At 56.5% G+C, this 24,342-nt stretch carries 14 protein-coding genes and 1 pseudogene; 4 read left to right on the top strand and 11 right to left on the bottom strand.

Going from position 1 to position 24,342, the window contains the following annotated elements; all coding sequences use genetic code 11:
- Nucleotides 1-717 precede the first annotated feature (717 nt).
- From yegS to yegD, 10 genes are all read right to left on the bottom strand, one after another.
- Entirely contained in the window at nucleotides 718-1,617 is a 900-nt protein-coding gene (gene yegS, locus VGM55_RS16270; RefSeq protein ID WP_154188004.1) for a lipid kinase YegS, read from the bottom strand.
- A gap of 251 nt (nucleotides 1,618-1,868) precedes the next feature.
- Nucleotides 1,869-3,230, bottom strand: a complete 1,362-nt coding sequence (gene yegQ / locus VGM55_RS16265) for a tRNA 5-hydroxyuridine modification protein YegQ (protein ID WP_154188003.1) — start codon at nucleotides 3,228-3,230, stop codon at nucleotides 1,869-1,871.
- Nucleotides 3,231-3,401: 171 nt separating this feature from the next.
- Nucleotides 3,402-3,689 carry a hypothetical protein gene (locus VGM55_RS16260; RefSeq protein ID WP_154188002.1) on the bottom strand — a complete coding sequence of 96 codons (288 nt, stop codon included), beginning with the start codon at nucleotides 3,687-3,689 and terminating at the stop codon, nucleotides 3,402-3,404.
- A gap of 81 nt (nucleotides 3,690-3,770) precedes the next feature.
- Nucleotides 3,771-4,493, bottom strand: coding sequence for a two-component system response regulator BaeR (baeR, locus tag VGM55_RS16255; protein ID WP_331636030.1), 723 nt, complete (start codon nucleotides 4,491-4,493; stop codon nucleotides 3,771-3,773).
- Nucleotides 4,490-5,884 carry a two-component system sensor histidine kinase BaeS gene (baeS, locus tag VGM55_RS16250; RefSeq protein ID WP_154188000.1) on the bottom strand — a complete coding sequence of 465 codons (1,395 nt, stop codon included), beginning with the start codon at nucleotides 5,882-5,884 and terminating at the stop codon, nucleotides 4,490-4,492. The genes baeR and baeS overlap by 4 nt, the downstream gene beginning before the upstream one ends.
- The gene (locus VGM55_RS16245; protein WP_331636029.1) at nucleotides 5,881-7,296 is read right to left on the bottom strand and encodes an MFS transporter; all 1,416 of its coding nucleotides are present in this window, start codon (nucleotides 7,294-7,296) and stop codon (nucleotides 5,881-5,883) included. Before VGM55_RS16245 ends, baeS begins: the two co-directional genes overlap by 4 nt.
- A complete protein-coding gene (gene mdtC / locus VGM55_RS16240; protein ID WP_331636028.1) occupies nucleotides 7,293-10,376 on the bottom strand; it encodes a multidrug efflux RND transporter permease subunit MdtC in 3,084 nt (1,027 codons plus the stop codon). The genes VGM55_RS16245 and mdtC overlap by 4 nt, the downstream gene beginning before the upstream one ends.
- Nucleotides 10,377-13,499 carry an MdtB/MuxB family multidrug efflux RND transporter permease subunit gene (locus tag VGM55_RS16235; protein ID WP_331636027.1) on the bottom strand — a complete coding sequence of 1,041 codons (3,123 nt, stop codon included), beginning with the start codon at nucleotides 13,497-13,499 and terminating at the stop codon, nucleotides 10,377-10,379. It lies immediately after the preceding gene.
- Nucleotides 13,499-14,752 (bottom strand): MdtA/MuxA family multidrug efflux RND transporter periplasmic adaptor subunit, encoded by a 1,254-nt coding sequence (locus VGM55_RS16230; RefSeq protein WP_331636026.1) that lies wholly within the window; start codon nucleotides 14,750-14,752, stop codon nucleotides 13,499-13,501. Before VGM55_RS16230 ends, VGM55_RS16235 begins: the two co-directional genes overlap by 1 nt.
- Before the next feature lie 284 nt (nucleotides 14,753-15,036).
- Complete coding sequence (gene yegD, locus VGM55_RS16225; protein ID WP_331636025.1) at nucleotides 15,037-16,389, bottom strand: molecular chaperone; 1,353 nt, start codon at nucleotides 16,387-16,389, stop codon at nucleotides 15,037-15,039.
- Nucleotides 16,390-16,550: 161 nt separating this feature from the next.
- Here yegD and alkA point away from each other — a divergent pair.
- Nucleotides 16,551-17,396 (top strand): annotated as a pseudogene (alkA, locus tag VGM55_RS16220) (DNA-3-methyladenine glycosylase 2).
- Here the strand turns inward: alkA and VGM55_RS16215 are convergent.
- A complete protein-coding gene (locus VGM55_RS16215) occupies nucleotides 17,389-20,721 on the bottom strand; it encodes a diguanylate cyclase (protein WP_331636024.1) in 3,333 nt (1,110 codons plus the stop codon). The pseudogene alkA and the gene VGM55_RS16215 sit on opposite strands and share 8 nt — an antisense overlap.
- Nucleotides 20,722-21,077: 356 nt before the next feature.
- Between VGM55_RS16215 and udk the strand changes: the two genes are divergently transcribed.
- The 3 genes from udk (at nucleotide 21,078) to asmA (ending at nucleotide 24,326) form a co-directional block, all read left to right on the top strand.
- A complete protein-coding gene (udk, locus tag VGM55_RS16210) occupies nucleotides 21,078-21,719 on the top strand; it encodes a uridine kinase (RefSeq protein ID WP_154187993.1) in 642 nt (213 codons plus the stop codon).
- 125 nt (nucleotides 21,720-21,844) lie between these two features.
- A complete protein-coding gene (gene dcd, locus VGM55_RS16205) occupies nucleotides 21,845-22,426 on the top strand; it encodes a dCTP deaminase (protein WP_154187992.1) in 582 nt (193 codons plus the stop codon).
- Nucleotides 22,427-22,472: 46 nt separating this feature from the next.
- A complete protein-coding gene (gene asmA, locus VGM55_RS16200) occupies nucleotides 22,473-24,326 on the top strand; it encodes an outer membrane assembly protein AsmA (RefSeq protein WP_154187991.1) in 1,854 nt (617 codons plus the stop codon).
- Nucleotides 24,327-24,342 lie beyond the last annotated feature (16 nt).

Here is a 24,342-nt window from a genome sequence, read left to right as displayed (position 1 = left end):
CTAAAGTTCCGTTCACCTCCAGTCCTGCTTCACATGTCACCACCGAATCGGTGAACGTCTCGGGAGAATCACCGTCATTCCCCCGAGACCCCAGACTCCCGGCGAAATAAATCGATCGCTGAAGCGGCAGACCTCCGTTTTGTCTCCCAGTCCTGGGTCGGCTGAGATGCGTTCCCGACGCTCTCAGCCTCCGGCCGTTCCCGAGGCCCGGACCCTGGCCAGTCGGAGAGAAAACGGAGGCGATTTAAGCCGGAACCGTGCCTCGCTTCAAATCCGCAGCCACGCTGAACGTCATAGGCGCTGCAAGTCCCACAGCCACGCCCTTGATCCCGGCTCTCATCGCCCCCGGTTATGACCCAACTCAGACGGGGTTGAGCTGCCGGGAGCAGCGAAAGAGAGCGATCGTCGGGAACGAATCGCGAACGACCCCGAATGTTTGGGTGATGGCCGGGGGGTTATCGCTTTAGCGGCGATGAGCTTGCCGGGCGCCAGGGGTCGTCAGGGGGCATGGCGTAATGCCACCTGACACGTTCACCGTGCTCTGAACGTGCAGGGAAAACAGACCTACGGGTGAACGGAATAACTGCGGAGTGAAAGATATCTCCCGGAAGATTTGAAGGGAAAATGTGGCTATTAGAGAGCACAGAGGGAGTAAAGTAGCAGATATTGTTTATCCCCTCAGAGGGTGAGGGGATAAACAAGCCGCAACGTTGTAGCTTACCCCAACAGCGGGCAATTAGGTGGCAAACGACAGGCCAGCGCATTGGGGTGGATTTCAATCCGGAAATGCCGTCCGCTCAGCGGTTCGCCGTCCAGGTTAAAAGTAATATCGTGCGGAGCAGAAATCTCAAACCACGCCGATTTTCCTTCAGTGACATTCGGGTTTTCACCCGGGTTCGTCAGGGTAGTTAGCAGCGCTGGAAGCAGATCTTCACCGGTAAAAATCCGCAGCTCAAGCAACCCGTCATTAATCAGCGCTTCCGGGCAAAGCTGTTGCCCGCCGCCTGCCTGGCGACCATTACCGATCCCAATCACCAGCGCATCCCCCTGCCAGCTAAAACCTTCTCCGCGAATATCGCAGCGATCCGGCTTCAGCATATCCATGCGCATCAGCCCGTGGATAAAGTAAGAGACGCCGCCGAGCGCGGCTTTGAGTTTTTCCGGCGTTTCGGTGGTGATGCGTGTGCCAAACCCGCCGGTGGCCATATTGATGAAAAAGGCATCATCGTTCACCTTCACCAGATCGATATTGGCAGCCTTAGCGAACAGCGCCAGACGCAGCGCTTTTTCGAAATCTTCCGGAATCCCCGCGCTGGTGGCAAAGTCGTTGGCTGTACCAAGCGGTAAAATGCCCAGCGCCGGGCGGCTGGCAGGAGGGAGTTTTGCAAGGCAGGTAGCAATTTCATTAATTGTCCCGTCCCCGCCGCCCGCCACCACGGTATCCACACCCAGGCTCAAGGCTTCCGCTATGTAGCGTTCTGCGTCTCCTTTTTCCCAGGTCACGCGGATATGCAGCGTGTAACCTTCTTCGCGCAGGGTATGAACGGCCTCACGCAGCAGCGGATGGCCGGCGCCCTTGCCGTTAAGTATCAAAAATGAAAGCGGGGATGTCTCCATGACTTACCTCAGAAAAATGAGCATTATCAAAGTGTAGAGCAAAGCGGGGGCGGGGAAGTAAGAACTGGCTGAATCAGCGGAAAAAAGAAAGCCTGCGCAAGGGAGATTGCGCAGGCCAAGGAGGTGGTTCCTGGTACAGCTAGCATTTATGGGTTATGTTTTTCAGCTCGCGGATAATAACGTTATCTTGTGTAACGGTATGTGATCGGTTTCTAAGAATGGTCTTAGCGCGAAAAAATAACCCTAATTAACTAGTTAGCATGCGGTTTTCGGGTTGTCTGACCAGCCAGATTGCGCATTAGCAGAGCATAATCCAGCGCTATTTCCTGTGGCACAGGCATCCATACGGTATGACCGTCGCCCGGAGCAACCTCTATCGGCTCGGCTTTGCCGTTTTCCAGTTTTTCCAGCGTAAAGGTGATGTTGCCCTGCGGGGTCATCATTTCCAGGCTGTCGCCCAGCAGGAATTTGTTTTTCACCGCCACTGCGGCCAGATCGCCGCGACGTTCGCCGGTAAACTCGCCCACAAACTGCTGGCTCTCGGAGATAGAGTGGCCGTATTCATAATTCTGATGGCTATCGTGGGTATGACGACGCAGGAAACCTTCGGTATAACCACGGTGAGCCAGGCCTTCCAGCGTTTGCAGCAGCGTAGGGTCAAACGGTTTGCCCGCAGCGGCATCATCAATGGCGCGGCGATAGACCTGCGCGGTGCGCGCGCAGTAGTAATAGGACTTAGTGCGGCCTTCGATTTTCAGCGAGTGGACGCCCATTTTGGTCAGGCGCTCTACGTGCTCGATGGCGCGTAGATCTTTCGAGTTCATGATGTAGGTGCCGTGCTCGTCTTCAAAGGCGGTCATGTACTCGCCAGGACGTTTGGCTTCTTCCACCATAAACACTTTGTCCGTTGGGGCACCGACGCCCAGCGTAGGTTCAACGTTTTGCACCGGAATAGGCTCGTGCACGTGAACGATATTGCCGATGTCGTCCTCTTTGCCTTCCTGAACCTTATATTCCCAGCGGCAGGCGTTGGTGCAGGTTCCCTGGTTAGGATCGCGTTTGTTGATATAGCCGGACAGCAGGCAGCGGCCGGAGTAAGCCATGCACAGCGCGCCGTGAACGAAGATCTCTAGCTCCATCTCAGGAACCTGCTCGCGGATTTCGGCGATTTCTTCCAGCGAAAGCTCGCGGGAAAGGATCACGCGCGTCAGGCCCATTTGCTTCCAGAATTTCACGGTGGCCCAGTTGACGGCGTTAGCCTGCACGGAGAGATGAATATCCATCTCCGGGAACGCTTCACGTACCATCATAATCAGCCCCGGGTCTGACATGATCAGCGCGTCCGGGCCCATATCAATGACCGGTTTGAGGTCACGAATGAAGGTTTTTAGCTTGGCATTGTGCGGGGCAATATTCACAACCACGTAGAATTTTTTACCCAGCGCATGGGCTTCATTGATCCCGAGCTGGAGGTTTTCGTGGTTGAATTCGTTATTGCGCACGCGCAAAGAGTAGCGAGGCTGGCCCGCGTAAACGGCATCCGCGCCGTAGGCGAAAGCGTAACGCATGTTTTTCAGCGTTCCCGCCGGGGAAAGGAGTTCCGGTTTAAACATGAAATTCTCGTTCTGATATCAGGTCAGAACCGCTCCACCTGGTGAAACGGTTAAAGTCGAGTGGAATACCACAATTTAAGGGCGGGAATTGTAGCGCTGCGGGGCAGGGGAGTAAACCTTCTTGCGGATTCAGGCGAGAGCGGCAAGCGGCCTTTTGCGTGCCGGTGAAGTTTAATCTTGCTCTCGCCAGAGCTGGCGCTTGCATTTGCTGCAAATAATGGTGCGGCGGAAATCAGTAAATCTGGCCAGCCCAACGTCCAGCGTTTCTGGCGAATGGCAGTGGAAACACTGAGGTCTCCCGTTGGGGGTGACCTCAGCCGGGTGGGCTCGCATGTATTCCTGCCTGTTCGGCAGGGTTGACCACAGCCCGGTAATGGGAGATTTCCCCGTAGGGACAAAGCAGATATAAAGTACGCCGAGTGTCACTACTACGGCCAACCAGAAAATAAATGTGAACACAGCTTCTCCTTAAACTGATACCAATAACTGACGGAAAGATAGCTGATTAAATGAAAAAAGCACTCTCTCGTGGTACAGATTTTAAATCACCCGGCCAGCATCGGCTTCCCAGCGGTAACCCACCCCGTAAACGGCACGAATAAACGACTGATCGGCATCCAGTGCCTCAAGCTTGCGGCGCAGGTTTTTAATGTGGCTGTCGATAGTGCGGTCGGTGACAACGCGGTAATCGTCATACAGGTGGTTCAGCAGCATTTCGCGAGAAAACACTTTTCCCGGTTCGTGAGAAAGGGTTTTGAGCAGGCGAAACTCCGCGGGAGTAAGATCCAGCAGCTTATCGCGCCAGATGGCCTGGAAGCGGCCTTCATCAATGACCAGCGCGCTCTCTTCCGAGCCTGAGGAGATAGCGACCTGGCGCTTACAGCGGCGCAAAATGGTTTTGACGCGGGCCACCACTTCACGCGGGCTGTAAGGTTTACAAATGTAGTCATCTGCGCCAATTTCCAGCCCCAGCAGACGGTCTATCTCCTCTATCTTTGCCGTGACCATTACAATCGGCACTTCGGAGAAGCGGCGGATTTCTTTACACAGCGTCAGCCCGTCGGTACCGGGGAGCATCAGGTCCAGCAGAATAAGCTCCGGCAGTGTCTGGCGAACAAACGGTAGCACCTCATTGCCGTGGGTCAGCAGGACTGGAGCATAGCTGGCCGCGCGGAGGTAGTCGATGAGCAATTGCCCAAGCTTGGGTTCATCTTCCACGATCAGGATGCGCGGCGTGTTTTCGTCAATCGGTAGCTCGGTCATAGTGTCCTCGATGTTTCTGTTTCCAGAGGCAGTTCAACTGTAATGCTAACCCCGCCAAAACGCGAATGATCTGCGGTTAGCGTTCCGCCGTGAGCGGTCACGATATTCTGGCAGATAGACAGGCCAAGCCCGGAGCCACCGCTGGCGCGGTTACGGGAGCCTTCTGCACGGTAGAAGCGGTCAAACAGCTGGCTGAGCTGCTCGTCCGAGACGCCGGGCCCGCTGTCGTCAAAGCTCATCACAAACTGCTGGTTTACGATTTTACCGCCGATTACCAGCTGACCGCCGCTGTCGGTGTAGCGAAGGCTGTTTTCCAGCAGGTTGTTGAATAGCTGCATCAGGCGATCTCCGTCACCAAAAATCATGGCGGTGTCCGGCAGCGCGAGGCGTATTGTCAGGCCGCGTGAATCAAAGCGAGAGCGGAAGGCTCCGGCAACGACCTCAAGCAGGGTAATAATATCCAGCGATTTTTTCTGGTAGGCAAGCGCGCCTTCGTCCGACATGGAAAGCTGGTGCAGGTCGTCGACCAGCTTGGTCAGGGTAGCGACCTCCATTTGCAACGAGGTCACGGAATCAGGGGTAAATTGACGTACGCCGTCCTGAATCGCTTCCAGCTCACCGCGCAGAACCGCCAGCGGCGTTCGCAGCTCGTGGGAGATATCCGCCATGTAAGCCCGGCGCATTTTATGGTTTTTTTCCAGCGTACTGGCGAGCTGATTAAAGTCCTGGGCAAGTCGCCCCAGTTCGTCCTGGCTACCGACCGCAACCCGGGTGGTGAAATCGCCCGCGGCAAGTTTGTGTGTCCCCTCAACCAGGCGTTTTACCGGTGCCAGCAGGCCACGGGCGAGCAGGAAGGTGGCCGCCGCCGCGAGCAGGCTGGAGAGCGCGACGATTATCCAGCTGGTGCGCCGCTGCTGGCGATCGAAGTTAATATCGGTGTTGCGCGTAAGTCTCTCAACGGGGGAGGCTATCACCCAGCCAACGTCCTGGCCGTTGACGTTAATCGCTTTGCGCATCCCGTCGTGGGGGAGTTTCTCTCGTGGGCCAACCAGTACCTGAGAGTTTTGATCGACCACCCAAAACTTGGTGCGCCAACCCTGGGGGGGCATGCCGTGTGCCTCATCACCGTCGCGCTCAAACGAACGTAAAATCTGAAATACAAACCTATCGTTGTGCCGCAGGAAGCGCCAGTTTCCATGCAGCGCATACTGTTCGCCCAGGGCATCACTCAGCATCTCAATACGCTGGGTATTACCGCGCTTGATGTAGTCGATGAAGCCGCGTTCAAAGCTTAACCTCACGCCCCAGTGCATGATGGCCAGCACCAGCAGGCAGGTAGAGAAAATCGCTAAAAATAACTTACCGGTAATACCGGAGCGCCAGAGTTTCATGTTTCGCTCCTTTTGCGACGGCTAATCACCGCATTTTCCGAACGGTCATTTGGGACGCGGGCAAACAGCAGCGCCGGGAGCGCAATCACCAGCGCCATGCAGAAATAGGTATACATAAAGATGCCGTGGGCCTGTTCGCCGCCCACCGGAAGCTGTTGGTGGCCGAACATGCCCAGCAGCAGCCCGGCTACGGTGACGCCGATACTCATTGAAAGCTGCATGACCATCGACAACATGCTGTTGCCGCCGCTGGCGAGGTCATCCGGCAGATCTTTTAGCGTCAGGGTATTCATGGAAGAGAAGCGCATAGAGTTGACCATGCCCTGCACAAACAGCACCACCGGCGGTAGCCAGAACCAGCCCATCAGGGCGGTGGCCATAAACATCAGCGTGATCAGCGCCAGGCCGAGCGTGGCGGCGACCAGTACGTTGCGGTAGCCGAAGCGGTTAACCACCTGCACGACAATACGCTTCATGCCCATGCTGCCGAGCACCATCGGGACCATCATCAGCCCGGCGTGGAACGGCGAGAAACCCAGCCCTATCTGCAAAAACACCGGCGTCATAAAGGGCAGCATGCCGCTGCCGATTCGCCCACACAGGCTGCCCAGCAGGCCGAGTGAAAACGTTTTGGTGTTAAACAGATTGAGATTGAACAGCGCGTTTTCGTTGCCTCGCGCATGCCACAGGTAAAGCAGGATGGCGATAACGCCGCCGAGGATCAGCAGCCCGAGCATTTCGCTGGAAATGCCCAGGCCCTTTTGACCGTCGAGGGCAATCGTCAGCGCCGCCATGCCGAACGCCAGCATCAGGAAGCCGGAGATATCAAAGCGGCGGGTTTGCATGGTGTAGTTCGGCATCAGCCACAGGGTGGCAATCGCCCCGACGATGCCGACTGGAATATTGATCAGGAAAATCCAGTGCCATGAGGCGTACTCCACCAGCACGCCGCCGAGCGCGGGGCCGAGTAGCGGGCCAACCTGGCCCGGAATTGTCACGAAGGTCATCGCCGCCATGTACTGCGCCCGCGGTACGATTTTCATCACCGTCAACCGCCCCACCGGCACCATCATTGCGCCGCCAACCCCCTGAACCACACGTGCCAGCACCAGCTCGTTAAGCGTGGAGGCGTTAGAGCAAAACAGGGAGCCCAGGGTGAAAAGAATAATCGCGGTGAAGAAGATATTGCGCACGCCCACCCTGTCCGCCAGCCAGCCGCTCGCCGGAAGCATCACCGCGACCGTTAAAACGTAGGCCACCACCACCGAGTGCATATGCAGCGGGCTTACGCCCAGGCTATGCGCCATCGAGGGGAGGGCGGTGTTAACAATCGTGGTGTCCAGCGCCTGCATAAAGAAGCCAAAAGCGACAATCCATAACTGCCAGCGGACGGCGGTGGGCAAATCAGTCATACGGACAGAGCCTTACTTTCACGGGGCTTGCGGCTAAAGCGCAATCTCAGTCGATCGAAGAACAGGTAAACCACCGGCGTGGTGTAGAGCGTCAGCAGCTGGCTCACCACCAGTCCACCGACGATGGTTATCCCCAACGGCTGGCGCAACTCTGCGCCGTCGCCGCTGGTCAGCACCAGCGGTAACGCCCCAAACAGCGCGGCCAGCGTGGTCATCATAATCGGGCGGAAGCGCAGCAGGCAGGCCTGGAAAATAGCCTCTTCCGGCGTTAATTCGCCCTTACGCTGCGCCTCTATCGCGAAGTCCACCATCATGATGGCGTTTTTCTTCACGATGCCAATCAGCAGCATGATACCGATTAGCGCAATCAGGCTGAAGGGGGCGCTGAAAAGTTCCAGCGCCAGCAGTGCCCCAACGCCTGCGGAAGGCAGCGTCGAGAGGATGGTCAGCGGATGAACGTAGCTTTCATACAGCATGCCGAGCACGATATACACCGTGGCAATCGCCGCCAGGATCAGGATCACCTGCGAGTTCATGGTCTGCTGGAACACCTGTGCCGTCCCGGCGTAGCTGCCGCGTACGGTGGACGGCACGCCCAGCGACGTCATCGTCCTGTCGATGGCGTCACTGGCTTCGGAAAGCGAAACCCCGTCCGGCAGGTTGAACGAGATGGTCGACGCGGCGGACAGCCCCTGATGGTTGACCGACAGCGGCGCGTTTGCCGGCTGCCATTTGGCAAAGTAGGACAGGGGAATGGATTTGCCTTCGCCGTTAATCACGAACATCTGGTTAAGCGCACTGATGTCCTGGGTGTAGCGCGGATCCACCTCCATCACCACTTTGTACTGGTTTAATGGCTGGTAGATGGTGGAAATTTGGCGCTGACCAAAGGCATTGTTGAGCAGGTTATTGGCATCCGAGACGCTGATACCCAGCCGGGCCATGGTTTCGCGGTCGTAAATCAGGTCCATTTCCGAGCCATTGTCCTGCTGGTCGGAGTTAACGTCCGCCAGCTCGGGCAGCGCCGCCAGCGCTTTACGGATTTTTGGCTCCCACTCGCGCAGGGCGCTTAAATCATCCGAAAGTAAAGTGTACTGATAGCTGGCGTTGGCCTGACGACCGCCGACGCGAATATCCTGCACCGCCATCAGGTAGAGGTTGGCCCCTGGCTCTTTCGCCAGCTTGCCACGCAGCCTACCTATAACCTGCTGGGCGGTTTCGCTGCGTTCACTCAGCGGTTTGAGGGAGATAAACATCATGCCGCTGTTAACCCTGGAGCCGCCGGTAAAGCCGGTAACGTTGTCTACCGCCGGATCTTCACGAATGATTTTCATAAAGTCTTGCAGCTTGCCGCGCATCGCCTGGAAAGAGATGCTCTGATCGGCCTGAATATTGCCCATCAGCCTGCCGGTATCCTGCTCCGGGAAGAAGGTTTTTGGAATGGCGATATAGAGCCAAATGCTCAGCGCAATCGTGCCTAACAGCACCACGCCCACCAGCCGCGTATGGTTTAGCACCCATTTCAGCGAGCGCGCGTAGCCGCCCTGCATGGCAATCAAAAGGCGGCCAAATCCCCGGTTTTTGTTTCTTTTTTCCGGTGGCCGGTTTTTCAGCAGCCAGCCGCACATCATCGGGGTTAGCGTGAGCGACACCACCAGCGAAATGCCGATAGCCACCGAAAGCGTGACCGCAAATTCGCGGAATAAGCGCCCCGGCAGCCCGCCCATCAGCAGCAGCGGCAGGAAGACCGCGACCAGCGACAGGCTCATGGACAGCACGGTAAAGCCGACCTCGCGCACGCCCTGCAGCGCCGCCTGCATTGGTTTTATGCCCGCTTCAAGGTGGCGTGAAATGTTCTCCAGCACCACGATGGCGTCATCGACGACGAAGCCGGTGGCAATGGTCAGCGCCATCAGCGACAGGTTATTCAGGCTGAAGCCGCACAGGTACATGGCGGCAAAGGTGCCGATCAGCGAAACCGGCACCGCCACTGCGGGAATAAAGGTGGCTCGTCCTGAACGGAGGAACAGGAAGACCACCAGGATAACCAGTGAAACGGAGATTACCAGCGACTGCTCAACTTCTTCCAGCGAGGCGCGAATGGTCGGTGAACGGTCCTGAGCCACCTGGAGGTCAATGGAAGCCGGAATGGTCTCTCTTAATTCAGGAATTTTGGCGCGAATGCGATCCACGGTTTCGATGATGTTCGCTTCCTGCGATTTGCGGATCATCAGCAAAATGGCCGGTTTAGCGTTGGTCATCCCGGCGTTACGCACGTCCTGCACGCTGTCGGTGACGTTAGCGACATCCTTCAGCCGCACCGCCGAGCCGTTGTTGTAATGCACGATAAGCGGCATGTATTCCGCCGCTTTTTTCAGCTCATCGTTGGTCTGAATTTGCCAGCGACGCGTGTCGTCTTCTACCGCGCCCTGAGGGCGGCGAACGTTGGCGTTGCTGATGGCGGTGCGGACGGCGTCAAGCGACACGCCCTGGTTAAACAGCGCCTGCGGATTGAGGTCAACGCGTACCGCCGGGAGCGAACTCCCGCCGACGTCAACATCGCCCACGCCGTCAATCTGCGACACGGTTTGCGCCAGCTGGGTAGAGGCGAAATCGTACAGCTCACCCTGCGACAGCGTGTCGGAGGTGAGCGTCAGGATCATGATTGGCGCATCGGACGGGTTGGCTTTGCGGTAGGTGGGGCGCCCCGGCATACCGCTTGGCAGCAGGCTTTGGGCGGCATTTATTGCCGCCTGTACGTCGCGCGCGGCCCCGTTGATGTCGCGGTCAAAATTAAACTCCAGAATAATGCGGGTGCTGCCCAGCGAGCTGGACGAGGTCATTTCGTTGACCCCGGCAATGCGGCTCAGCGAGCGCTCCAGCGGCGTAGCCACGGACGACGCCATGGTTTCCGGCGAAGCGCCCGGCAGCGAGGCGCTGACCATAATGACCGGGAAGTCTACCTGCGGCAGCGGCGCAACCGGCAGCAGGCGAAAGCCCAGCACGCCGCACAGCGTAATGGCGACGGTCAATAAAATCGTCGCCACCGGGCGGTAAATGAAGAGGGCAAAGAACTTCACTTACGCCTCCTCATGCTGTCTGCCAAAGCGACGGCGCGTGTAGTGCGACAGACGGTCGAACAGCAGATAAATCACCGGCGTGGTGAACAGCGTCAGTACCTGGCTTACCAGCAGACCGCCGACCATGCCGATGCCCAGCGGGCGGCGAAGCTCTGCGCCAACCCCGGTTGAAAGCATCAGCGGCAGCGCGCCCAGCAGCGCGGCAAGCGTGGTCATCAAAATCGGGCGGAAGCGCAGCAGGCAGGCTTGATAGATGGCCTCGTAAGGCGCCATGCCCTGTTCGCGCTCGGCGGCCAGGGCGAAGTCGATCATCATGATCGCGTTTTTCTTCACGATACCGATAAGCAAAATGATGCCGATTATCGCGATAACGTCCAGTTCGGCCCCCGCCAGCATCAGCGCAAGCAGTGCCCCAACGCCCGCCGTGGGCAGCGTCGACAGGATCGTAACCGGATGAATAAAGCTCTCATATAGCACGCCAAGCACGATATACATCGCCACGACCGAGGCAATAATCAGCCAGATGGTGCTGCCCAACGCGGCCTGGAAGGCGAGGGTGCTGCCCTGGAACTGAGTAGTGATATCAGACGGCATCTCCAGCGCTTTTTCCGCCGAGGTAATGGCGTTCACGGCGTCGCCCAGCGACTGCCCTTCCGGCACGTTAAAGGAGAACGTGGTGGACGGGAACTGATCAAGATGGTTGATGGACAGCGGGGCGAACCGTTGCTCCACCTTTGCGATCGAGCTGAGCGGAATGCTGCCGCCGTCGCTGCTGGTCAGGCGAATGTTGTCTAGCGCGCTCAGCCCCGGCGTGGTGCTGATGTCATGCTCAAGCACGACGCGGTACTGGTTTGCCTGGGTGTAAATGGTTGAGATCAGGCGCTGGCCGAAGGCGTTATACAGCGCGCTGTCCACCGCCGACATGGTGATGCCGAGGCGGCTGGCGCTGTCGCGGTCGACGTTGACGTAGGCCATCAGCCCCTGGTCCTGCCAGTCGCTGCTGACGTCAGAGAGCTGCGGCAGCGCTTTGAGTTTGTTCTCTAACTGCGGAACCCAGGTACTTAACTCGTCCAGGGACGTTGCCTGTAAGGTGAACTGATACTGGGTGCGGCTCACCGTGGTGTCGATGGTCAGATCCTGAATCGGCTGCAGATAGAGCTGCACGCCCGGTACGCCGGCGACATTTTGCTGCAGGCGGTCGATAACCACCGGGATTCGGTCGTCACGCTCGCTCAGCGGCTTAAGGTTAATTTGTAGGCGGGCGCTGTTCAGCGAAGGGTTGGTGCCGTCGACGCCGACAAACGAGGTCAGGCTTTCCACCGCCGGATCCTTCAGGATCACGTCCGCCACCTGCTGCTGGCGCTGGGCCATACTGGCAAAGGAGACGGACTGCGGCGCCTGCAGGGTGCCCTGAATAATGCCGTTATCCTGAATCGGGAAGAAGCCTTTGGGAATAAATATCCACAGCACCACGGTCAATGCCAGCGTGCCAAAGGCCACGCCAAGCGTCAGCCACGGATGGTTAAGCACTTTGCTCAGCAGGCGACCATAGGCGGCAATGATGTTATCAAACATCTTCTCGCTGGCGCGTGAGAAGCGGTTTTGCTTACGCAGCGACTCGTGGCTTAGCATCCTCGCGCACATCATCGGGGTGAGCGTCAGCGAAACTACGGCGGAGATCAAAATGGAAATCGCCAGCGTGACCGCAAACTCGCGGAACAGACGCCCCACGATATCGCCCATAAACAGCAGCGGGATTAGCACGGCAATCAGCGAGAAGGTGAGGGAGATAATGGTAAAACCTATTTCACCTGCGCCTTTTAGCGCCGCGGCCATCGGCTTCTCGCCTTTTTCGATGTAGCGCGAGATATTCTCGATAACCACGATGGCGTCATCCACCACGAACCCGGTGGCGATGGTCAGCGCCATCAGCGTCAGGTTGTTGATGGAGAAATCGAGAAAGACCATCACCGCAAACGTGCCGACCAGCGACAGCGGCACGGCGACGGCAGGAATGATGGTTGCCGGGACATTACGCAGGAACAGATAGATGATCATTACCACCAGCGCGATGGCGAGCATCAGCTCATGCTGGGTGTCCGTAACGGAAGCGCGAATGTTGGTGGTGCGGTCGCTCAGCAGCTTCACTTCAACCGACTTCGGCAGGCTTTGGGTCAGCGTCGGCAGCATCTGGCGGATACTGTCCGCCGTGTCGATGATGTTCGCGCCAGGCTGGCGCTGAACGTTCATCACGATGGCCTGCTGCTTGTTCGCCCACGCGCCAAGCCAGCTGTTTTCTGCTCCTTGCTCGACGGTGGCGATATCGCCCAGGCGAATAGGCGCGCCGTTCTGGTAAGCGATGATTAAATCGCGGTACTCCTGGGCCGATTTCATCTGATCGTTGGCGGAGAGCGTGACCGCGCGTTCCGGGCCGTCAAGGCTGCCTTTTGCCGAGTTAACGTTGGCGCTGGTAATGGCGGTGCGAATGGTTTCGCTGGTCAGGCCAAGCGCGGCAATCGCAGGCGCGTTCAGCTTAACGCGAACGGCAGGACGCTGGCCGCCCGCGAGCGTGACCAGGCCCACGCCGGACACCTGGGAAATTTTCTGCGCCACGCGTGTTTCCACCATATCTTCAACCTGCGTCATCGGCAGGGCGCTTGAAGTGACGGCGAGCGTCATGATGGGCGGATCCGCCGGGTTAACTTTGCTGTAAACAGGTGGGTTTGGCAGGTCGGTTGGCAGAAGGTTTGTGGCGGCGTTAATTGCCGCCTGCACTTCCTGCTCGGCAACGTCGAGCGCCAGCGTGAGCTGGAACTGTAGGGTGATGACAGACGCGCCACCGGCGCTTTGCGATGACATCTGCTTCAGGCCGGACATTTGCCCAAACTGGCGCTCGAGCGGCGCCGTGATTGCCGAGGTAATCACATCCGGGCTCGCACCCGGGTAGAGAGTGACGACCTGAATAGTCGGATAGTCTACTTCCGGCAGCGCTGAAACGGGGAGAAAGCGGTAGCCAATAATCCCCGCCAGCAGAATCGCCACCATCAATAACGTGGTAGCGACCGGGCGCAGAATAAACAGGCGGGAAGGGCCGCCCGTTGCGACTGGAGGTAACACCTGCATCAGGAGCTTGCTCCATTACGTTTGTGGCCGGATTTCGTTTGTGCAGCAGGTTTCACATTATCGGCAGCCGCGTTGTGCGGCTCCACCACTTCAACCTGCGCACCTTCGGTGAGGCGGTCAATACCGTCGGTAACTACGCGATCGCCAGCGGAAACCCCGGCGGTAATGACCACTTTCTGACTGTCCTGAATCCCTGGCGTAACCAGGTGTTTGCTGACCTTATTCTCGGCGTTCAACACCCAGACGAAGTGGCCTTCGTTACCCATTTGCAGCGCGCCAGCAGGGATCACGACCGCATTTTGCTGGGTATCGACCAGCATGCGGGCGTTCACAAACTGATTCGGGAACAGGGCATCATCCTGATTATCAAAACGGGCTTTGAGCTTGATGGTGCCGGTGGTGGTATCGATTTGGTTATCGAGGCTAAGCAGTTTGCCGGCGCTAAGTTTTGTGGTGTTGGTGCGATCCCAGGCTTCAACGCTCAGCGTTTCACCCGCCTTCTGCGCTTTAATCACCGTGGCGATGTCGTTTTCCGGCAGGGTGAAGACCAGGTCAATCGGATGCGTTTGCGTCAGCACGACAATACCGTTGGTGTCGCCGGTGGAAATCTGGTTGCCAATATCGACCTGCTTCAGGCCAACGCGGCCGTCAATTGGCGCGGTAACGCGGCTCCAGTTTAGCTGCAGCTGGGCGCTGGCCACGCTTGCTTCATCGGCCTTAACCGTGCCGAGCGAGGATTCAACCAGCGACTGCTGGGTGTCCAGATCCTGGCGGGAAACTAAGTTTGTTTTTATCAGCTGTTGGTAGCGCGTTAAGTCACGACGGGCGTTAGCAAGCGTTGCCTGATCCTTTGCGAGCTGCCCCTGCGCCTGCGCCAGGGCAACGTTGAACTGGCTAGGGTCGATTTCAGCCAGTAGGTCACCGGCTTTTACCTGCTGACCTTCCTGGAAATGAATAGCAAGCAGCTGCCCGTCAACGCGGCTGCGCACGGTCACGGTATTGGCCGCGGTGATGGTACCAAGGCCGGTTAAGTAATGCGGCACGGCTTCACTGGTTGCAGTTGCGGCCTGGACCGGGGCCAGCGCACCGCCTCGCATCCCGCGACGGCCGCCCTGGGCTTGCGTCTGGCCAGCTTTCGCCTGTGGCTGGTTCTCCGGGGAGGAATTATGGCTTCGCCAGAACCAGGCGGCGGCAATTACCACCAGAATAAATGCTGCAATCCACAACCAGCGAGAAGTATGCGTGCCTTTCATAATATGACGTGTTCTCTTCCTGAAACGATTTAGGCGTAATGTCACTAGTTTAGTAACGGATAGCCCCGCAATGATGGAGGAAATATGAAGTACTGTCAGATTAGCAACATATAGCAGGTAAGTGATGTTTTCATGGCCAAATTATATTAGTGATGATGACGTTTTTATTATGAAGATTGGGCGACGAAACTTCGTTGCATCTTGCCTTCTCTGAAGGGGCTGGCATTTTCAGAAATAAAAAACCGCAGGGGGCCTGCGGTTTAACGACGAGTTCTGAGGCGTTATTAACGGAAGACAACGTCCGACCAGCGTGCGAGCCCCTGAGTTACCGAGCCGAAATCATCGCCCCCGGCAATCGGGATATTGGGCAATTGCTGCGCAAGAGCGTGACGCAGCAGCGGGGAACGAGCGCTACCGCCGGTAAGGTAGATAACCTCAGGCTTAGCGTTGCTGTTTTCCATTGCCAGCGTAACCTGCTCAAGAATGCGCTGCAGAGGCTGGCTGATGGCGGTTTCTAACGCTGGCTGGCTGATGTCACAGCCCACTTCTTTGGCGATAAACGGCAGCATAGTCGCGACCTGTTGGCTGCTGGAAAGCGCAATTTTGCTCTCTTCCGCCGCGCGGACAAGACGGTAGCTGAGGCGCTGGCGCCAGACTTTTTGCAGGTAAGCCACTTTTTCAGGCTCACGCGCGTCGCGCACCAGCTCATTAAGCGAGCGCCCGTTAGCCGTGCTGTAAAAATCGTTCTGCGCCGGGACATCGTTAATCGCCACCGCGTTCCACCAGGGTAATACCGGCAGCGCGATGCCTTTCTCCGTCTGGCCGCCCATACCGAGCAGCGGTGCCAGCTGTTTGAAGGCCAGCATAATATCCAGGTCGTTACCGCCAACGCGGCAGCCGCTGTGGCCGAGCAGGCTTTGCTCCCGATCGCGACGCTGATGCCACTCTGGCCCCATCAGTAGCACCGAACAGTCGGTAGTACCGCCACCAATATCGACAACCAGCACCTGTTTTTCTTCCTGCAGAGTGGCTTCAAAATCAAGCCCCGCGGCAACAGGTTCAAACTGGAATATCACGTCACGGAAGCCTGCGCGATGCGCTGCCCGCTCCAGAATGCCCTGAGCCTGTTGGTTAGCGTCTTCGCCGCCCAGCCCCTGGAAGTTAATCGGTCGGCCGATCACCGCCTGATCGATAGTCTCAGTAAGCTGGCTTTCTGCCTGCTTGCGAATGTGCAGCATCATGGCGCAGACCAGATCTTCAAACAGTGCGACCTGCTGCGGCTTCAGACCGGTGGCACCCAGGAAGGACTTCGGTGATTTGACGAAGTAAACTTCCTCGGGATCTTCCATATACTGGCTAAGCGAGTTCAAACCGAACTTCACACTGCCCGGCAGGACGTCAATATCCTCTTCACGGTTATAGCTCACCGCGCGGCGCAGCAGCGCCTGAGTTTCACTGCCCGTCGCCGGGACTTCGTGATGGCGAAAAAGCCACTCGCTTACCGCTTCACGCGTTGGCGCACAAAGCATAGACGGCAGCAGCGATGAGCCGTTTTCCATCTCCAACAGCTGTGGCTTTCCGTCGCGCATAATGGCGACAGAACAGTTCGCCGTACCGTAGTCAAAACCGATTTTCATTTTCGTCTATTATCCCCATGCCAGTGAGAAGGGGGGCGACTTTAGCGGAATGGCGGGTCTTGGGCAACTGAATATCAAAGCAAGGCAGAAATCTGTATTTAGCGGTATGCTAAATGCGCAACGTTGTCCGCCTAATGCCCTCATTATCTTCAGGATTATTTATGTTCATCCTTAACTATCAACCGCCTTATGACTGGCCGTGGATCCTTGGTTTTTTACAGGGGCGTGCCGTGGAGGGCGTGGAAGTTGTCGCCGGGAGCCGCTATCAGCGTAGTTTTGCTCTGGGTAAACATGCCGGGCTGGTGACGCTCGAGCCGGACGAAGAGAAGCTCTGCCTGAACGTGACGCTAAGCGACGGGCTGCTGCCTGTGGCAGAGGCGGTTTTGCAGCGCGTGAAAAACTTACTCGACCTGGACCGCGATCCACGGCAGGTTCTGAGCAGTCTGGGGGCGCTGGCGGCAGCAAGGCCGGGCTTGCGCCTGCCTGGATGTATGGATCCCTTTGAGCAGGCCATCCGGGCGATTCTTGGGCAGTTGGTTAGCGTGTCGATGGCGGCAAAGCTGACCGGTAAAGTAGCAAGCACCTTCGGCACGAAGCTTGAGGGGCAAGACGGCTGGTATCTTTTCCCGGATGCCGGGACGCTGGCGAACGGCGATATCCACCGGCTGAAGTCTCTGGGGATGTAGCTTAAACGGGCGGAGGCTATCGTGCATCTGGCCGGAGAAGTGATGAAAGGAAAGTTTCCGCTGCAGCAGCCGGATGATGTAGAGCAGGGGGTAAAAACCTTGATTGCGCTACCGGGCATTGGGCGCTGGACGGCGAACTACTTTGCCCTGCGCGGCTGGCAGGCCAGCGATGTTTTTCTACCGGATGACTACCTGATTAAGCGGCGCTTTCCTGACATGACCCCCGCACAAATCCGCCGCTATGCCGAACGCTGGCAGCCATGGCGCTCTTATGCGCTGTTGCATATTTGGTACAGCGAGGACTGGGCTCCGGTCAGTTAATCCCGAAATAGCTGTTGTTCAGCAGCAGCTCCAGCGGCTGTGGCTGAACGATGGTTTCACCATAGATAAGATCCAATCCGATGCCGGACAGGGTATCCATGACCAGCGGCATATCTGCCGGGCCGGCGATGGTTTGTAGCGCCATACGCTGGGCGTGGCCATGAACAATCGTGACCATCATTTCATCCATCAGATTGCAGTGAACGTTGAGGATCAGGTCAGGATCCAGCATGACGTAGTCAAACAGATGATGGCTCAGAGTATTAAACAGCTCCAGATCGCGCCCCACGTGACTCAATACCATCCGACAGCCAGCCTTACGTAGCCGCTTCAGGTTGGCATAAACACGCTGTGGCTCGGTGAGCAGGTCATCGCTTTGGATGGTCAGATGCAGCAGGCGTGCAGGCATGTGGCTGGAGGCAAGCCAGTCGAGCAATTCATTGACGAAAGTGTCGCTGATTAACCCGGCGCCAGAAACGGGCAGCGCGACGCCAAATCCTTTCATCGCGACCTGGGCGGCATATTTATCAAAGAATTCGCTAAAGATGCGGCGATCCAGCGCATGGTGAAGTGCCGGGTCAGCAAGCCCGGCACGGAAGGTCGGTTCATTGATAACGTCGCCTTCGCTCCCCCAGAAGCGCAGGCTGAGCAGATAAAAACAGGTGGATTCCGGGATCCTCGGCGGGGCTATCGCCATAGCTATCATCAGGATAGGGTTATCGTTGATCACGTGCCACTGCTCATCAAGCGGCATGGTGTCGCGCCCCTGTTCCATGTAATGGCGGTGCGGTTCATATACCGTTACCTGACCACGGCCGTTATTTTTAGAGGCATAGCAGGCAATATCGGCCTGGGAAAGCACTTCCGAGGCGATCGCGTTATCCCCGTCAATATGGGTGATCCCCGCGCTGGCACCGATACGGTGCAGGCGGCCGTCCCACATGAAGTGGTAGTCATTGATGCTGCGAATAATGCGTTCAGAAATGTAGCGGGCGTTTTCGGTGGAGCAATCCGGCAGCAGCAAACCGAATTCGTCGCCGCCGAGGCGGGCAAGGAAATCACCGGTTCGCAGCATGCTCAGCATCATGGCCGCAAGCTCCCGCAGCAGGGCATCGCCTGCGGCATGGCCAGCAGAGTCATTCACGGCTTTAAAGCGGTCGAGATCGATAAACACCAGCGCATGATGCTGGCGCTGCTCAATCGCGCCCTGCAGCATACGCTTCAGGTGACTCTCAAAACTCACCCGGTTTGCCAGGTGAGTCAGGCCATCGTGCGAGGCGCTATAGCTCAACTGCTTGAGCATTTTACGTGATTCCGTCACATCCTGGATAACCAGCACCGAGCCAATACTCTGGCCGTCGAGCGTTGTCAGCGGCGTAATGGTGTAGTGGATGTCGTAGCTGCCGCCATTACGGCAGTGCAATACAACGTCCTGTTCAATGGCGGTGCGTGCGAAGTCACCGCTGTGGATATTTTCCATCACCGGACCGTTGTCGCCAAAGGTGATGCGCAAAATTGCCAGGATATGTTGACCGATTGCGTCTTCCTGCGCCCAGCCGCTCAGCTTTTCGGCGACCGGGTTCATAAAGGTGATGTTCATGTCAACGTCGGTACAGATCACCGCTTCACCGATGGAGTCCAGGGTGATGTGCAGCCGCTCTTTTTCCTGGTACAGCGCCTCGTTTAGCTGCTTAACCTCGGTCATGTCCATATTAATGCCCAGCAGCCTTTCCACGTCGCCGTTCTTATTCAGCACGCGGTTGGCCAGGGAACGAATATGGCGTATGCCGTCTTTAACGTGGATACGGAATTCAAGCTTGAAGGGGAGGCGATTTTTTAACGACTCGCGGATGACCGCTTCGGCGTGCGCCAGATCCTCTTTCACCAGCCTTTCCAGCCATAGAGGGTAGGTTGGTTTGGTGTGCGGAGGAATGTCGTATAGCTCGAACATACGTTTATCCCAGCTGATGATATCGTTGGTCAGATCCCACTCCCAGATGCCGATCCCACCGGCTTCGTTGGCGAGCGTAATGCGCTCCATCAGCCGTTTGTTAACCCATTCGGTATGCTTCAGGTCGTTAATGTCTTCAATCTGGGCGATGTAATAGAGCGGGCTGCCGTCGGTATGACGTACCACGGAGACCGTTAGCATGGCCCACACCACGTTGCCCGCGCTGGTGTAATAGCGTTTCTCCATTGAGTAGCTATTGATTCTGCCAGAGGACAGCTTGCTTAGATGCTGGAGGTCGAGGTTCAAATCCTCAGGCCAGGTAATTTGCTGGAAGGTCAGGTTGCTCAATTCTTCACCGGAGTAGCCGAGGAACTTACACAGTGATTTATTCACCTGCAGCCACTTACCTTCGGTAGACACCAGTGCCATACCGATCGCGGAGTATTCCATTGCATTGCGAAAACGCGTTTCGCTCTCGGTGATGTGTTTACGCTCTTTGCGAGAAGAATACATGACCATCGTTATGACGTTCGCCGGCAGCAAAATCAGCAGGAACGGCAGCCACGGCGCATATTCCAGCACGCGAGGGTGAGGGGTTGAAAGCGGAAGCTTGCCAATGGCTATCATGGCGGAAACCATCATCAGCGTTGCAAGGAAGATAATAAAGGCTTCCAGGCGGGGCAGCCGAATCGCGCTCCACATCAGAATGACAATAATAAACGTGAATGGCCAGGGCAGATAAATGAGCGAGAAGTAGCTCAGCGCCAGCGTCATGGCAAACGTTGCCACCGTTTCAAACAGTAATGAAGCTTTGCGGTGGCGCAGTAAATAATAAGGTTTAAATAGCAGGCCAGCAGGCATCAGCGCCAGCGCACCAATGGATTCAGAGAGAGCCCAAATCAAGAAAGTTTTCAGGGTCGATGAGTCAACCGGTACCGGCAACAACGTAACCAGCAGCCCCCCTGCCAACGGCGGAATCGCGGCACTGCAAAGGGCCAGGCATGTCCAGTTGTTAAGATTCTGTAACGGATTTTGCTGTGGTAAAAAACGGCGCAATAGTAAGGCACCCAGCAGCGCTTCGAACAGGTTAATCGCGGTCAGGGTAAGGTTCAGCAAGCTGAAGGGATACAGGAAGGAACTTGCCGCAATGCTGCCCAACGCGCAGGCTAACGCAATCAGTGGCCACCGGCGAAGAGGATTACGGAAAAACGCCGCCATCGTGACTGCGGTGGTAAACCAAATAGGGACCAGATCGGTTCCCTTGAGGGTCAGCTCCATGGAATAGAGGGTAAAAACAAAGCTGAGTAATCCCAACCCAACAAGCAGTATCTGTGAATGGAGGGCGGCTTCTGTTTGTCTGTTTTTTTTAATCATTACCGCAAATCCGCTTAGACACTGCCGCCAGGAGCAATGCCCGGATGCATATAAATAAAGAATCGGTTTATGCTAGTACAAACAATTTACAATTCCTATGCTCGGTTGTCAGAATTTACCTACAGAGCGTCAGAAATTGCGTAGTCAAATCACGTAATTAAATTATTCCACCTTAATCGACAGCTTTACACGCTCCTCCCGCCATTCCCCCGCCGTGCGATTGCGCGCCCGGAGCGTAATTTCGCTATTGCGGCGGGTAAGAGACTGGTATCAAACGGCGGTTGTCCCTATAATTGCGGCGTTTGACGCTTCCGCGTCGTCCTTCCATCACTTTTAGTATTCAGGCCGTAAATAATATGACCGATCAGTCTCATCAATGCGTCATCATCGGGATAGCCGGCGCATCGGCTTCAGGGAAAAGCCTCATTGCCAGCACGTTGTATCGTGAACTGCGCGAACAAGTCGGCGATGAACACATTGGTGTTATTCCAGAAGACAGTTATTACAAAGATCAAAGCCATCTGTCGATGGAAGAGCGTGTAAAAACCAACTACGACCACCCCAGCGCAATGGATCACAACCTGCTTTTCCAGCATCTGCAGACGCTGAAATCAGGCCACGCTATTGAACTGCCGGTGTACAGCTACGTTGAGCACACCCGTACCAACCAGACCATTCATCTGGTACCGAAGAAGGTTATCATCCTGGAAGGTATTCTGTTGCTGACCGATGCGCGCCTTCGCCAGGAAATGAACTTCTCTATCTTCGTTGATACGCCGCTGGACATCTGCCTGATGCGCCGTATGAAGCGTGATGTTAACGAACGCGGTCGTTCAATGGATTCGGTGATGGCACAGTATCAGAAAACGGTACGTCCGATGTTCCTGCAGTTTATTGAGCCTTCCAAGCAGTATGCCGACATTATCGTGCCACGCGGCGGTAAAAACCGTATTGCCATCGATATTCTGAAAGCCAAAATCAGTCAGTTCTTTGAATAGTGGCGGTCTGCGAGCGGGCGTAAGGCGCTCGCCTTTACGTTGAATCCCTCATCCATTGCTAATTGGCTATCGTCGGCTCTCTGTGGCAGTGTGTGTAAAACTGAGATTGATAAGGAGAATCTGCGATGCGTCTTTGCGATCGTGATATCGAAGCCTGGCTGGATGACGGCCGTTTAGCGATTACCCCACGTCCGCCGGTTGAACGCATTAGTGGCGCAACGGTGGACGTTCGTCTGGGAAATAAATTCCGTACCTTTAGCGGCCATACGGCACCTTTTATCGATCTCAGCGGTCCGAAGGACGAAGTCAGCGAAGCGCTTGAGCGCGTCATGAGTGATGAAATTGTGCTGGATGAAGGCGAGGCGTTCTTTTTGCATCCGGGTGAGCTGGCACTGGCGGTGACGCTTGAGTCCGTCACGCTACCGGACGACCTGGTAGGCTGGCTGGATGGCCGCTCCTCGTTAGCACGTCTGGGGCTGATGGTGCACGTGACCGCTCACCGAATCGATCCGGGCTGGCACGGTTGTATCGTTCTTGAGTTCTACAATTCCGGTAAGTTACCGCTGGCGCTGCGCCCCGGCATGATGATTGGCGCACTCAGCTTTGAGCCGCTTTCCGGCCCTGCTGCTCGCCCTTATAACCGCCGGCAGGATGCTAAATACCGCGATCAACAGGGTGCGGTAGCAAGCCGTATCGATAAAGACTAAATCGTTGCGTATTGCTCGTCCTGTGGCGAGTGAAATGGAGAAGGCTATGAGACGACTTTTAACCACGTTGATGATTCTGCTGGTCGTGCTGATTGCCGGCCTGACCTCACTCGTGTTGTTGGTTAACCCTAACGACTTCCGTGGTTATATGGTTCGTCAGGTCGAAGCCCGCAGCGGCTACAGCCTTGAGCTGGAAGGCCCGCTGCGCTGGCACGTCTGGCCACAGCTAAGTATTTTATCTGGCCGTATGTCATTGACCGCGCCGGGCGCCAGCCAGCCGATGGTGAGCGCTGAAAATATGCGCCTGGATGTTGCGTTGATTCCGCTGCTTTCACACCAGTTGCAGGTTCGCCAGGTGATGCTGAAAAGCGCGGTCATTCAGCTTACGCCGCAGGCCGAGGCGCAGCGCTCAAAAAATGCGCCGGTAGGGCCGAAAGGCACCGTCAGCGACCCGGATACCGGGCACGGCTGGTCATTTGATGTGTCTAAGCTGAAGGTGGTGGACAGCGTCCTGGTTTTCCAGCATATCAATGATGAGCAGATTACGGTGCGGAATATTAACCTGCAGATGGAGCAGGATGATAAGCACCAGGCGCACATTGAGTTCAGCAGCCGCATTAATCGGGATCAGCGAGATTTAGCCCTGTCTTTAACGGCGGATGTCGATCTCAACGATTACCCACCGCAGGTCACAGCGAAGCTGAGCCAGATAGATTACCAGCTGCAGGGCGCGGATCTTCCGGCAACGGGGATTAACGGGGCTGGCTCAATGCTTCTGGAATGGCGAAGCACGGATAATCAACTCTCGCTCAGCCAGCTACAGCTCACGGCGAACGACAGTGATTTACAGGGCGATTTTAGCGTCCTGCTGCAGGACAAACCGCAGTGGACAGCGAATCTGCACTCCCGCCTGCTTAACCTCGACAAACTGATTGCCAACCCTTCGACCGGAAACGGCGCGGTTAACCAACAGGCGCAACAGGCCCAACAGACAAGCCGTCCAGGCCCGATTATTGCCGAAGATAGCGGCGAGACGAATTACCATAGCCTGCGCGATTTTAATGCTGCGGTGAACATCGATGCGGGAGAAGTTCGCTGGCGTGGGCTGGGGTTCAGTGAGGTTCAGTCCGCGTTGGTTAATCAGGATGGAAAACTCAGCATTAAGCAGCTCAGCGGCAAGCTGGGGCAGGGGACGTTGTCGCTGCCGGGCGTGCTTGACGCCAGCGGCCAGACGCCTAAGCTTGCCTTCCAGCCACAGGTTAAAAATATTGAGATAGGCAGTATTCTCACTGCCTTTGATTACCCGATTGCGCTTACCGGCCAGTTCTCTCTGCGCGGTGATTTCAGCGGTACCCGCCTGAATGCGGAAGATTTCCGCCGCAGCTGGCAAGGGGATGCACAGCTTGAGCTGGCACATTCCCGGCTGCAGGGCATGAATTTCCAGCAGTTAATCCAGCAGGCGGTAAGCCGAAGCAACGACGGGGTGGATGCGCAGCAAAACCTCGACAATGCGACCGTACTTGACCACTTCTCGACGGCCGCATCGCTGGATAGCGGTATCCTGGCGCTGAGTGATATGGTGGGGGAGTCCAGCGTACTGTCCCTGACCGGAAACGGCACAATGGATCTGGTGAAAGAGGTCTGCGACACCAACTTTGCGATTAAAGTCATCGGCGGCTGGCAAGGCAGCAACAGCAAGCTGATTGATGCCCTGAAAACAACGGCAATACCGCTACGCGTTTACGGACCGTGGCAGCAGCTGAATTACAGTCTGCAGGTCGATCAGGTTTTGCGCAAGCAGCTGCAGGATGAGGGGAAGCGTCGACTCAATGACTGGCTGGACAAGCATAAAGACAGCGACAAGGCAAAAGACGTTAAGCAGCTGCTGAACAAGCTTTGACGATCTGACACTAATA

This window comes from Cedecea sp. (genome assembly GCF_036500665.1).
In the GTDB taxonomy this organism is placed as follows: domain Bacteria; phylum Pseudomonadota; class Gammaproteobacteria; order Enterobacterales; family Enterobacteriaceae; genus Cedecea.
Note: the sequence above shows the minus strand (reverse complement) of the source record. Positions and strands in the feature narration are given on the sequence as shown.